Source organism: Streptomyces sp. Tek67B01, assembly GCF_055231995.1.
This window is the reverse complement of record NZ_JBUYUY010000001.1, coordinates 647,104-659,240: the sequence shown is the minus strand read 5'-3', so window position 1 is coordinate 659,240 and position 12,137 is coordinate 647,104. Positions and strand designations below refer to the sequence as shown.

Genomic DNA, 12,137 nt, shown 5'->3' with positions numbered 1-12,137 from the left:
CCGGGCCGCCCGGCGGGACACCCTCCGCGACAGTAGCGTGAGCCCATGCGCACATGGACGGGCAAACCGTATCCCCTGGGAGCGACGTACGACGGCTCCGGAACCAATTTCGCACTGTTCTCCGAGGCCGCCGAGGGCGTGGACCTCGTCCTGCTCGACGACGCCGGACGCGAGACCCGTGTCCCGATGACGGAGATCGACCGGTCCGCGTGGCACATCCACCTGCCCGACGTGGGTCCCGGCCAGCGGTACGGCTACCGCGTACGCGGCCCGTTCGACCCCGCCGCCGGGCAGCGCTGCAATCCGGCCAAGCTCCTGCTGGACCCGTACGCCACCGCCATCGACGGGCAGCTCGACCACCACGAATCCCTCTACGGCCACCGCTTCTCGGACGGCGCCGAACCGAACACCCTGGACAGCGCGGGCCACACCATGCTGTCGGTGGTCACCGACCGCGGCTTCGACTGGGGCGACGACAAGCCGCCGGGCCACGCCTACGGCGAGAGCGTCATCTACGAAGGCCACGTACGCGGTCTCACGCGCACCCACCCCGCCCTGCCCGAGGAACTGCGCGGCACGTACGCGGGGATCGCCCACCCGGCCATCCTCGACCACCTGACCGGACTCGGGGTGACGGCCCTGGAACTGATGCCGGTGCACCAGTTCGTCCAGGACGGCCACCTGGCCGAAAAGGGCCTGTCCAACTACTGGGGCTACAACACCATCGGCTTCTTCGCACCGCACAACGCCTACGCCGCCACCGGCGGCCGCGGAGCACAGGTCACCGAGTTCAAGCAGATGGTCAAGGCGCTCCACGCGGCCGGCATCGAGGTCATCCTCGACGTCGTCTACAACCACACGGCCGAGGGGAACGACAAGGGGCCCGTCCTCGCCTTCAAGGGCATCGACAACTCCGCGTACTACCGGCTGGTCGACGAGGACCGCTCCCAGTATTACGACACCACCGGCACCGGCAACAGCCTGCTGATGCGCCACCCCAACGTCCTGCAACTCATCATGGACTCGCTGCGCTACTGGGTGCAGGAGATGCACGTCGACGGTTTCCGCTTCGATCTCGCCGCCACCCTCGCCCGCCAGTTCCACGAGGTGGACCGGCTCTCCGCCTTCTTCGACGTCATCCAGCAGGACCCCGTCATCAGCCGCGTCAAACTCATCGCCGAACCTTGGGACCTCGGCGAGGGCGGCTACCAGGTCGGCAACTTCCCGCCCCTGTGGTCGGAGTGGAACGGACGCTACCGGGACGCCGTCCGGGACTATTGGCGCGGTCGCGAAGGCACGCTCGGTGAATTCGCCTCCCGCATCACCGGCTCCGCGGACCTCTACGAACACGACCGGCGCCGACCCCTCGCCAGCGTCAACTTCGTCACCGCCCACGACGGCTTCACCCTCCGCGACCTCGTCTCCTACGACCGCAAGCACAACGACGCGAACGGCGAGGACGGCCGGGACGGTGAGGACGACAACCGCTCCTGGAACTGCGGGGCCGAGGGCGAGACGGACGATCCCGGGGTGCCGGCCCTGCGCGAACGGCAACAGCGCAACCTGATGACCACGCTGATCCTCTCCCAGGGCATCCCGATGATCAGCCACGGGGACGAGCTCGGCCGCACGCAGGGAGGCAACAACAACGCCTATTGCCAGGACAACCCCACCGCCTGGATCGACTGGGACCTCGACGAAGGCGGTCGACGCCTCCTCGACTTCACCTCCCGGCTGGTCCACCTCCGCCGTCGACACCCCGTCCTGCGCCGCCGACGCTTCTTCTCCGGACGCGCCGCCGGTCACACCGGGCTCCCGGCGGACGTCGAATGGCTGCGACCGGACGCCTCGCCGATGGAGGAGGAGGACTGGACGTGGCCGCACGCCGGCGCCCTGACCATGTTCCTCAACGGCGAGGCGATCACCGAGCCCGACCGCTACGGCAACCGCGTCACCGACGATTCGTTCCTGCTGATGTTCAACAGTTCGGACTGCGCCGTGGATTTCCGCCTCCCCGGGAGCCGCTTCGCCGCGCGGTGGACGCCGCTCTTCGACACCGCGACGACGGACACCCCCGACGAGCGGGAACTGAAGCCGGGCGCCGCCCTGCGCCTGGAGTCACACAGCACAGTCGTCCTGCGAAGCGCCCGCGAGGACCACGTGGCCGACGACCCGCGGGGGGTCAGTGCAGGATGCTGACGGCCCGGGCGATGACCAGGAGCGAGGTCAGCAGGGCCGCCACGCTCTGGACCGTCATGAGCACTTTGGCGCGGGCGGAGAGCGGCATCGTGTCCGTCGGGCTGAACGCGGTGGAGTTGGTGACCGACACGTACAGGTAGTCGATCAGGGTGGGCACCCAGTCGGCGACCTTGCTGGCGCCGTCCGCGACCTCCTGGACGGCGTCGTCGTTCTCGTCCTGGGAGAAGCGGAAGTCCGCCAGTTGGAGCTCTTCGCGGGGGGTCTGCGTGCGACTGACGGGGCCGCCCCGGTCGAGTTCCCAGTAGGCCAGGCCGAAGGCGATGATGTTGGTCAGCCACACCTGGAGCGCCGCCACGAGCAGGGAGCGTCCGTCGTCGACCCCGGCGTAGACCAGCTCGTGGACGAGGATGCCCAGGGCGGTCAGATTGCTCGCCACGATGAGCAGGACCAGTACCACCGACAGGACGCGGAACGACTTGGTCTGGCGGGTCAGCCTGCGCGGGTTTATCGCGATCAACGGCAGGAGCAGCAGTACCTCCAGGGCCGGTAGTACGTAGCGCGGAGCGATCAACAGTTTCTGGGGCAACGCGAGGTAGAGGAAGATCGCCGCCAGTGTGGCGACGACCGCGGGAAGCCGGGCTTCGCCGCGCCGCTCGTGCCGCGGGTGGCGGGTGCGGGCATCGGTTCTCGTAGGGGACACGACGACGGCTGCCTTCCTGCGGTGTGGCGGGTCGATGACCCGAGGGCGGTGCATATTACGTCGTCGTGGGAGCGTGCGGCCGCTCGGGCGCGCGGGGGCGGGGGAAACGGAGGCGCGGAGGGGAGTGCTGCCGCCCCGTCCGGGCCCGGGGGTCTCTGCGGGGCAGTGGCCGCCGGGGGCTTGCCCGGATCCGCGTCGCTGCGCGGGGGCAGCAGGGCGGGGCCGGGGGACCGATGCGGCGGGGCGGCAGCATGGTGTCGGGCCTGTGGACCGCGCGCGTACCGGGGGGAGGGGCTCAGCGCGCGGCCACCGGTCCTCGGTGTAACGCCTCGACGCCGAAGGAGCGGCGCCGTACACCGACATCCCCGCGTATGACCCGCTCCCGCACCCGCAAACCCCCTTCGGCGCCGGACATTTGCCACGCCGTCCTCCGGGTCACGGGTTTCGTCGGCCCCGGGTGATGAGACGGCGGAAACGGGGCACGGGCGGAGGCGGGAGACGGACTCCCCGGTGCGCCCGGCGGTGGAAGCCGGCGGCGGCCGTGATCGGAAAGGCGTGGCCATGTCCAAGGTCGAAGAGTCCATCGAGGTCGAGGTCCCCGTCCGTACCGCCTACAACCAGTGGACGCAGTTCGAGACGTTCCCCCACTTCATGGAGGGGGTCGAGCGGATCGACCAGCGGACCGAAACCATGACCCACTGGGTGACCAAGGTGGGCGGTACGCAGCGGGAGTTCGAAGCGGAGATCACCGAACAGATCCCCGACGAGCGGGTCGCGTGGACGACCCTCGGCGGAGAGGTCAAGCAGGCCGGTGTGGTCACCTTCCACCGCCTGGAGGACAGCAAGACCAAGGTCATGCTCCAGCTCGACTACGACCCGGAGGGCTTCACGGAGACCGTCGGTGACAAGCTCGGCTTCGTCAAGCGGCAGATCACCGGTGACCTCAAGCGGTTCAAGGAGTACATCGAGGCGCGCGGCCACGAGACGGGGTCCTGGCGCGGCGAGGTCTGAGCAGCGGGAAACCCGGTTCCCCGCGTGTGGGAACCGCGTGCCGGGGCAGGCGGGCCGATACGAGGCCCCCGCCCCTCCGTACCTCTCGAACAGGTCGGCGGAGCAAGGGGCCGACGAACCGATCAAGGAGATGTTCGCATGTCTGGGAACGTGTGGGGCTACCGCGAGACCTCCGGCCGAGCGCCGGGCGCGGACCTGACGGGCTACAAGGTCGAGGCCACCGACGGCAGCATCGGCAAGGTGGACAAGCACTCCGACGAGGTCGGCTCCTCCTACATCGTGGTCGACACCGGGCCGTGGATCTTCGGCCGGGAAGTCCTGCTCCCGGCGGGCACCATCACACGCATCGACCCGCAGGAGCAGAAGATCTACGTGGACGGGACGAAGGAGCAGATCAAGAACGCTCCCGAGTTCGAGCGGGAGAAGCACCTCGACGACCAGGACTACCACGGTCAGGTGGGCGGCTACTACAGCGGCTTCCTGGGCTGACCGCCCGGCTCTCCTTCCCCGATCCAGCAGGCGGGCGGCACCGGTTCATCCGGCGCCGCCCGCCTGCGTCGTGTCCGCACCCGGTGACTCGACCTTCTCCACGTGAGTTCGAGACAGCACAGGTATTTCGATCACGTGTGTCTCGATCCGTCACGTGTTCGATCATGCGTCGTGTTTCGAACGGGCGCGCCTCGGCCGTCCACATCCCGTCCGCCGGCGGAATCAGGACACATCGTGGAGACGGGCGGTCCGGGGCGGCGGTGGAGTGCGGAGACAAGTACGACATGCCCTGCGCGGGCACCCGAGGCGTCGACTCATTACGGCCATGCGCCCCCGCGCGCCCGCGATGGTCACGTTCCGGGGAGCGGTACGTGGGCAACCGCTTGGTGCTGATGAAGCCTTGACCGTCCGCTCCCACCGACGTTCGGAGAGTCACCATGACCAAGGTCCTCGTACTGCACAGCGTCAGTCTTGTCGGGTCCGCCCTGGCCGCCCTGCTGAGATCCGAAAGCGACTTCGACGTCACGGCCGCGGGGTGGCGCACGGCAGCCCGCCGCGCCGAGTCGTTACGGCCCGACGTGGCCGTTGTCGACGTCGACTGTCCGGGGGCGACGGCCGCCCTCGCCGGGGAAGGCCCGGGCCCCGCGCGGATGCTGGACCCGCGCACGCCCCTGCTCGTCCTGGCGACCACCAAGACGCCCGGCACGCTCGGCCGCGCCTTCCAGGCCAAGGCCCTCGGCTACGTCGACAAGGACGGCTCCCCCGGCCGGCTCGTCCGCGCCGTCCGCAAAGTGGCCGCGGGGGAACGGTTCATCGACGCCGCCTTGGCCTCCGCGTTCATGGAGGCGGACCCGGTGCCCCTCAGCCCGCGCGAGCTGAGCGTCCTGGCCCGGGCCGCGCAAGGCGACTCCGTCGCCGAGATAGCCCGCGCCCTGCACCTCGCAAGCGGGACGGTCCGCAACTACATGGCGGCCGTGACCCGCAAGACGGGCGCGCGCAACCGCATCGACGCGATCCGCATATCCCGCAGCGCCGGCTGGGTGTAGGGGCGACGCCGGGGGCGGTACCGGACAGGCTGATTCAACGGGGCGCGGCGGGCGCGGCCGGCTCCTCCTCGCCCCACATGCCCACGAGGTCCCGGTAGAGGGCCGACCGCCCCGGAAGCTCCGCGTGGGTGCCGCACACCGCCCGGGTCCCGTCCAGTACGAGGACCCGGTCGGCCCGCGCCGCCGACGAGATCCGGTGGGCCACCACGATCAGGGTGCCCGGTCTCGCGGCGATGGCGCGCTCGGCCCGCGCCTCGGCCTCCGGATCGAGGTGACAGGTGGCTTCGTCGAGCAGGAGCAGCGGGGCGGGGGAGAGGTAGGCCGCGCCGAGTGCGAGCAACTGCCGCTCGCCCTGGGACAGTCGTCGGGGGTCGAGGGCCGCGTCGTACCCGCCCAACCGGTCGATGAGCCCCCGCAGCCGCAGGGCGGTGACGGCCGCGTCCAGCCCGGAGCCGGGCACAGGACCCGGGCAGAGGTGTGTCAGGTTCTCGCGCACGGTGCCGGTGAAGACGTACGCCTGTTGCGGCAGCAGCGTCCGGCGCGGATCGGGCCCGTCCCCCGTCGTCGCACGGGCGGGCGCCCCCGCGACCAGGACCTGGCCCCGGTCGGGGGCCAGCAGCCCGGCGAGCAAGGCGGTGAGCGTGGACTTCCCGATACCGCTCGGTCCCACCACCGCGAGGTGCTCGCCGGGCCGCACGCGCAGGTCGAGCCCCCGGAGCACGGGATGGGCGTGGGCCCCGTAGGCGAAGCCGACCGACCGCAACTCGGCGGCGGCAGGGGCGCCCTCGTGCGGGGCCCGACCGCTCGGCCCGCTCGGCCCGCTCGGATCGGCCGTCGGACGGGGCGGCGCGGCCGGCGGGGGAGCGCAGAAGCGGTCCAGTACGACCAACAGTCGCGTCCCCGCCGAACCCAGGGCCGCCATCAGGGTGTCGAGCGCGGGCAGCAGGGACTGCGTCAGGTAGGTCACGGCGCCGGCGAGCGCGCCCGCCGTGATGCCGCGCCCGAGCAGCCAGGGCGTGGCGGCCAGTAACGCCACGACGGGCGCCCGGCCGGCCACGCCGAGGGCGACGGTCCGCACCGCCCCCCAGCCGGCGAGCCGTCCGGTCAGTCGTTCCTGAGCGGCGATCAGGGGTTCCACCGCGCGGGCCACGGCCGTGCCGCCGCCGCACGCCATGATGTCGCGCAGCGCGCCCGCCGCCTCCCCCACCCGTGAGGCCAGCGCCTCCTCGGTGTCCAGCGCCTCCCGTTGTACGGCCGCCATCGGGCGCAACGTGGCCGTGAACGCGGCCAAGCCCAGCAGCAGCGGCGGCAACACCACCAACAGCAGTACGGGCGCGAGCGCGGCCATGCCGACGAGCGCGCCCACGGCGGTGAAGAGGAACGAGCGTGCCGTCAGGACCAGACCGGCGAAGGAGTCGCGTGCCATCTCGGTCTGCTGCGTCAGCCGGGAGACCCCTCGCGCGTCGGCGGCCCGGGCGGGATCGGCGACCGCCGCGGCCAAGGCCTGGCCCACGGCCCGACGTACGAGCCCGTCGCGCAGCGGTTCCACGAGGTCCGCGAGTGCGGCGAACACCCCCCGCAGGGCGAAACCGCCGAGCAGGGCGCCGCATCCGGCCACCGCCAGCCACGCCGCGCCGGTCGCGGCGCGGCCCGCGAGGAAGCCGTCGTCCAGCGCGCGGGCGACGCCGTAGCCGCCGAGGAAGGTGTGCGCGGACTCCAGCAGCGACCAGAGCGCGAGGGCGGCCAGCGGTCGGACGCGGGAACGCAGGAAGCGCCGGGCGTCGGCTGCCACCGTGCTCCCGGGCCGGGGGCGACTCACGAGAGCCCGCCCGCGCCCGGGCCGACAGCGGCCCCGGCCGCCGATCCCGAGCCGTGTGCCGCGGCGGGCTCCGGGCGCGGCCCCTCCTGTCGTCCCCGTTCCGCCTCCACCGCGAAGACCGCCCGGTACGCGGGGTCCCGCCACAGGTCGGCGTGGACGCCGGTGGCCCGGATACGGCCGTCCTCCAGCCACACGACCAGGTCGGCCCGGGCTGCCGCGGAGACCCGGTGCGCCACCACGATCCGGGTTCCTCCCCCGACACACCGCGCCAACGCCCGTTCGACCTCTCGGGCGGTCAGCGTGTCGAGGCTGGAGGTGGCGTCGTCCAACACCAGCAGCCGACCCGCACGCACGAACGCCCGCGCCAGACCGAGGCGTTGGAGTTCTCCGCCCGACAGCGGGGCGTCCGCGAGGGCCGTGTCGTAGCCGTCGGGCAGGCGCAGCACGAACGGCTCCGCCCCCGCCGCCCGCGCAGCGGCCCGCACCTCCTCCCGCGTGGGGGCGGGGCTCCGGCCGAAGGCGATGGCGTCGGCGACGCTCTCCCCGATCAGCGCGGGCCGGTCGAAGGCATGACCCGCCTCTCGGCGCAGCGCCGCCGCCGAAAGCCGCTCCAGTGGTACCCCGTCGAGCAGGACGCGGCCCGAGTCGGGGTCGGTGAGGCGGCCGGCCACCGCCGCGAGCAGCGATTTGCCCGCACCGGAACGGCCCACCACGGCGAGCGTGGCGCCGCCAGGCACCACGAGGTCGATGCCGTCCAGGACGGTCCGGCCCTCGCGCACCACCCGGACCCCGTCCAACTCCAGCCTCCCCGGCCCGCCCTCAGGCAACTCTCCGTCCCCGTAGGTGAGTTCCTGTAGCTCCAGGACCGTCGCCGTCCGGCCCGCGGCGGCCCGGGCCCGTACGACGGCGGCGATCCGGCCGGTGACCGCGCCGATGCCGGCGGCCAGTCCGGCGTAACGTACGGCGGCGAGCAGTTCCCCGACCCCCAGCGCCCCCGCCACCAGCCGCAGCCCGCCCACCGTGAGGACCACGTACAGCAGCAGTGGCATCAGGGCGGAGGTCCGGGCCGTCGTGCCGCCGTAGACGCGCCACATTCGCCGCCCCTGTGCGTCCAGTTCGGCCAGGTCGCGCAGGACGCGGGCGCGTTCGCGGCCGACGGTGCCGGCGGCGGCGATGGTCCGCGCCCCGGCCAGGGCCTCCACGAGACGTGTGGCCATGCCCAGTTGGACCTCCTGGTACCGGGAGACACTCGATCCCGAGTCACGTGCGAAGGAACGCAACAGCCACAGCAGGACGGGCAGTCCGGCGAGGAAGGCGAGAGCGGTCCAGGTGTCGATGAGGAAGAGCGCGACCAGTCCGCCGAGCGGTGGCAGCAACGAGGCGACACCCATCGCGGCGGCGGCGGGCCCCGTACCGGCCTCCGTGGAGTGCGCGGTCAGTCGCGCGGTGAGGTCACCGGGGGAGTGGCGGCCCGCGTGGTGGGGGGACGCCCGCAGCAGCGCGGTCAGCCCCCTGCGGCGCAGCCAGGCTGTGGTACGGCCGTTGACCTGCCCGGTCAGCCGCGTCGTGAGGGCGTCGAGAAGCACCTCGACCGCGACGACGACGGCACACCCCAGGGTCCACGAGCCCCCGGCCGGGTCGCGCCGCAGCAGGAGGTCGAGCGCGTGGCCGAGCACGGCGGGTTCGACGAGGGCGGTGAGGGCGGCGGCGACCGCGCACGCGCCCACGGCGGCCGTGCGCACCGCGCTGTGCCGGGCGGCCGCCCGAAGCGCCCGGTCGCCGGCGCGTCCGGACGTTCCCTCGCCGGACGTTTCCCCGTCGGGCGGTCCGGTGGTCGGACCTGCGGGCGAGGACGGGGACGGCGACGGGGACGGGGATGGGGATGGGGATGGGGACGGCGGTGGGGGCGGGGTCATCGTCGAGGCTCCCAGGACTCCGGAGATGGCTCCGGGCCCGGGCGGTGAACCGCCCGGGCCCGGAAGCTACCCGATCAGTGACAGGTCGTGACGCTCAGGCTGCTGTCGCCGCAGAGCAGCAGGCTCGCCTGGCTGCCGCCGCCGTGCAGCGCCGCCTCGGTGGTCTCTTCCTTCACGGTCTCCATCGACTGCAGGTCAAGAAGGGTCATGTCATGTTCCTCTCGATGAGTTGGTGCGATGGGGTCACGGCCCCGCGGGGGTGCGGGACCGGCTCTGGGACCACCGCGGCGCGCCGCGGCGGTGGGAGGAACGGCAGTTGGGCGCGCCCGTCGGGCGTCGCGCTGCCGAGGGCGAGCAGGACGCCGGCCGTGCCCGTGGACAGGTCCATGGACAGGCGCATCAACTGCTCGCCGGGGAAGGCCAGATGGCCCTGGTACGGCACGGCGTGCCGGGCCAGTGCGGCGATCTGGCGGTCGAGGTCGTCGGCCCGGGTGCCGTCGGGGTCGGGAGTGCTGGTCCGTGCCAGGTGCAGCACCATTCCGGCGGCGCCGCGGAACAGGCCGGGCTGGGCGTAGAAGTTGGACCGGGCGGCGCGTACGATCTCGCGCCGGGCCTGCTCGAAGCGCGGGTCCCGGGCGTGCTGCGACCAGTCGTCGAGCACCATGCCGATGCCCACGCTGCCGGCGCCGAGATAGGGCATGGTGCGCCAGCCCTCGTCCACTTGCAGGGTGCCGAACGCGCTGGTCACGCAGCGGTCGAGATCGCGGTGCAGGGCCTGCCCGGCGCGTACGAGGTACTCCTCCTCGCGGGTGCGTTCGTAGAGGCGCAGGAACAACAACGCCGGACCGGAGTTTCCGTACAGCAGTCCCGCACGGGTGAGCCGGGGAGCCGAGCGGGCGACGAGTTCGGCGCAGCGCAGAGCGGCCGCGTGCAGTTCGCCCTCACCGGTCGCCGTGCCCAGCGCGTCCAGGGCCAGCCCGATGCCCGACAACCCGCTGTGGAGGTCCGGGCCGGTCTCCTGCCACGACTGGCGCAGCAGTTCCCCGGCCAGGGCGAGCGCTTGCTCACGGTGGCCGAGCCGGTCCAGGGTCCAGGCGGTGCCGGCCAGGCCGTCGTAGAAGCCCAGCGGGGTACCCGAGCCTGGATGGCCCGCCCGTGCCAGCAACCATTCCTCGGCTTCCGGCCAGGGCTCGGCGCCGGTCTCGGCCAACGCGTACAGCACCCCGGCGGCGCCGTACCCGAAGCCGGTGCCACCGCCCTCGTTGGTGAACTGCGCGATGTCGCCCGGGAAGAAGCGGTCCTCGCGCTCCGGCGTGGCCGAGGCGCGCAACGCCGCCGCCATGGAGCGGCGGGCTCCGTCCCCGTCCCCGGGCTCCGCCGGGAGGTACGGCCCGGCGGGCGCGGGCACCGGGCCACCCGGTATCGCCGTGGCGTCGCCCCGCACCGCCTCGGCCGGTTCCCCGTCCGGCCCGGCGAGGATCTCCTCGACGGCCTCGTCCAGGAAACCGCGCGGCACGGGGAAGAGTTCGCCGGCGATGGCGGCCAGGTGCACGGCCTTCGCCCGGTCCAGGACGAGCAGGCTCGTCAACGGGAGGAACAGGGCAAGCCGCAGGCACGCCAAGGCGTAGCGGTCCACCGCGAAGCCGCGGCGGTCGGGTGGGGCGACGAAGGCGGGATTGGCCACCGTCTGTCGCAGTCCCTCGTCGACGTGCGCGGCCGCTTCGAAGTCAAGCAGTGCGACGGACGGTTCGCCCGAGGGGTCCTCGGCGACCATGATGTTGAAGAGGTGCAGGTCGTTGAAGACCACCCCGCGGGCGTGCACGGCCGCCACGGCCTCGGTGACCCGCTCGTGGATCTTGAGGGCCCACGCGGTGTAGTCGGCGAGCGCGTCCGGCGTCGGGTCCGCGTGGATCAGCGGGTGTTTGCGGGCGAAGTAGGTGTTGAGCGGTTTCCCCTCCAGGTACTGCATGACCAGGAAGTGGTGGTCGCCGACCGTGAACATCTCGCGGAAGGCGGGTACGCAGTCCAGTCCGGCCAGCCGTTCCAACGCCGACCGCTCCCGGTCCAGCCGGGCCACCGCGTCCGCCCCGTCGGAGGCGAGGCCCGCGTACGGCCGGCCTTCCTTGAGGACCACCGCCTCGCCGGTGCGGGTGTCGCGCCCGGCGTAGACGCCCCCGCCGTTGGAGAAGTGCAGGGCCCGCTCCACCGTGTAGGGGAGACCGGCGAGGTTGACGGCGGACCGCGCGTCGAGGTGCGGTTTCAGGAAGGGGGGCGGTTCGACCCACTCCGGGGGCTGGAACACCGGCCCGCGCTGGTCGGGCACGAGGCGCCCGTCAGGAGCCTCGATCGCCGGGACGACCTCGCCGTGCTCGTCGTAGCAGTGCCGGAGGGTGAAGCTGCCGTAGCGCAGGTGGACCGGACCCGCGCCCCAGCGCAGATCGCTGAGGATGTACGGGCCGGGCTCCCCGGACAGCAGGCCGTCCAGGTCCTCGGCGATGCGGCGGCACTCCTCGGTGTCGGCCGGGTAGACCGTGATGAACTTGCCGGCGGCGCCCCGGTCGGCGTACTTGGCGTTGCGCAGGTGCAGCAGGTACCGGCTCGGTACGAACTTGAAGGCGACGCGGCCGTCCAGGCAGTAGTCGTACACACGCGCCAGGACGGACTCGGCGTTGTCGAGCGTGGCGGAAACGTGGATCTTCCAGCCCTGGGCGGGCAGTTCCAGTCCGAGCGGCCGCAGGGCGTACCAGCTGCCCGTGCGGTGGGACCGCCAGCCCTCCGGTACGGGGGCGAGCGCGGCCGGGTAGCTCTCCTCGACCCGCCGGTACGGCGCGTCGTAGAACCAGCGGTCTGCGTCGCAGAAGGCGGCGTACCCCTTGTTCACCCGTACTCCCTCGGTCGGTCGGCGGCCAAACCACCGTGCCATCCGGGCCGGGCGCCGCGACAGTCACGGCTGTCAC

The 12,137-nt window shown here is 72.6% G+C and carries 9 protein-coding genes; 4 read left to right on the top strand and 5 right to left on the bottom strand.

Annotation, left to right across the window (positions count from 1 at the left end):
* Positions 1 to 45: 45 nt before the first annotated feature.
* Complete coding sequence (glgX, locus tag ACV7NM_RS03205; RefSeq protein WP_463408784.1) at positions 46 to 2,199, top strand: glycogen debranching protein GlgX; 2,154 nt, start codon at positions 46 to 48, stop codon at positions 2,197 to 2,199.
* On the opposite strand, the gene ACV7NM_RS03200 is transcribed toward glgX, so the two are convergent.
* Complete coding sequence (locus tag ACV7NM_RS03200; RefSeq protein ID WP_463408783.1) at positions 2,183 to 2,899, bottom strand: hypothetical protein; 717 nt, start codon at positions 2,897 to 2,899, stop codon at positions 2,183 to 2,185. The genes glgX and ACV7NM_RS03200 overlap by 17 nt on opposite strands.
* 561 nt (positions 2,900 to 3,460) lie before the next feature.
* On the opposite strand from ACV7NM_RS03200, the gene ACV7NM_RS03195 reads away from it, so the two are divergent.
* The 3 genes from ACV7NM_RS03195 (at position 3,461) to ACV7NM_RS03185 (ending at position 5,445) form a co-directional block, all read left to right on the top strand.
* Positions 3,461 to 3,910 (top strand): SRPBCC family protein, encoded by a 450-nt coding sequence (locus ACV7NM_RS03195; RefSeq protein ID WP_463408782.1) that lies wholly within the window; start codon positions 3,461 to 3,463, stop codon positions 3,908 to 3,910.
* A gap of 138 nt (positions 3,911 to 4,048) precedes the next feature.
* Complete coding sequence (locus tag ACV7NM_RS03190; protein WP_463408781.1) at positions 4,049 to 4,399, top strand: PRC-barrel domain-containing protein; 351 nt, start codon at positions 4,049 to 4,051, stop codon at positions 4,397 to 4,399.
* A 437-nt stretch (positions 4,400 to 4,836) separates the two neighbouring features.
* Positions 4,837 to 5,445: a response regulator transcription factor gene (locus tag ACV7NM_RS03185; RefSeq protein WP_463408780.1), complete on the top strand. Its 609-nt coding sequence runs from the start codon at positions 4,837 to 4,839 to the stop codon at positions 5,443 to 5,445.
* Between the two features lie 34 nt (positions 5,446 to 5,479).
* Here the strand turns inward: ACV7NM_RS03185 and ACV7NM_RS03180 are convergent, their stop codons facing one another.
* From ACV7NM_RS03180 to lanKC, 4 genes are all read right to left on the bottom strand, one after another.
* Positions 5,480 to 7,237: an ATP-binding cassette domain-containing protein gene (locus tag ACV7NM_RS03180; RefSeq protein WP_463408779.1), complete on the bottom strand. Its 1,758-nt coding sequence runs from the start codon at positions 7,235 to 7,237 to the stop codon at positions 5,480 to 5,482.
* 23 nt (positions 7,238 to 7,260) lie between these two features.
* The gene (locus ACV7NM_RS03175; RefSeq protein ID WP_463408778.1) at positions 7,261 to 9,006 is read right to left on the bottom strand and encodes an ABC transporter ATP-binding protein; all 1,746 of its coding nucleotides are present in this window, start codon (positions 9,004 to 9,006) and stop codon (positions 7,261 to 7,263) included.
* A 248-nt stretch (positions 9,007 to 9,254) separates the two neighbouring features.
* Positions 9,255 to 9,389 carry a SapB/AmfS family lanthipeptide gene (locus ACV7NM_RS03170; RefSeq protein ID WP_463408777.1) on the bottom strand — a complete coding sequence of 45 codons (135 nt, stop codon included), beginning with the start codon at positions 9,387 to 9,389 and terminating at the stop codon, positions 9,255 to 9,257.
* Positions 9,386 to 12,061 (bottom strand): class III lanthionine synthetase LanKC, encoded by a 2,676-nt coding sequence (lanKC, locus tag ACV7NM_RS03165; protein WP_463408776.1) that lies wholly within the window; start codon positions 12,059 to 12,061, stop codon positions 9,386 to 9,388. Before lanKC ends, ACV7NM_RS03170 begins: the two co-directional genes overlap by 4 nt.
* Between the last annotated feature and the right edge of the window lie 76 nt (positions 12,062 to 12,137).

What these genes read in the sequence shown, in the direction of transcription:
- glgX (WP_463408784.1), top strand. Translation starts at nt 46, where the DNA reads ATGCGCACATGGACGGGCAAACCGTATCCCCTGGGAGCGACGTACGAC.
- ACV7NM_RS03195 (WP_463408782.1), top strand. Translation starts at nt 3,461, where the DNA reads ATGTCCAAGGTCGAAGAGTCCATCGAGGTCGAGGTCCCCGTCCGTACC.
- ACV7NM_RS03190 (WP_463408781.1), top strand. Translation starts at nt 4,049, where the DNA reads ATGTCTGGGAACGTGTGGGGCTACCGCGAGACCTCCGGCCGAGCGCCG.
- ACV7NM_RS03185 (WP_463408780.1), top strand. Translation starts at nt 4,837, where the DNA reads ATGACCAAGGTCCTCGTACTGCACAGCGTCAGTCTTGTCGGGTCCGCC.
- ACV7NM_RS03170 (WP_463408777.1), bottom strand. Translation starts at nt 9,389, where the DNA reads ATGACCCTTCTTGACCTGCAGTCGATGGAGACCGTGAAGGAAGAGACC.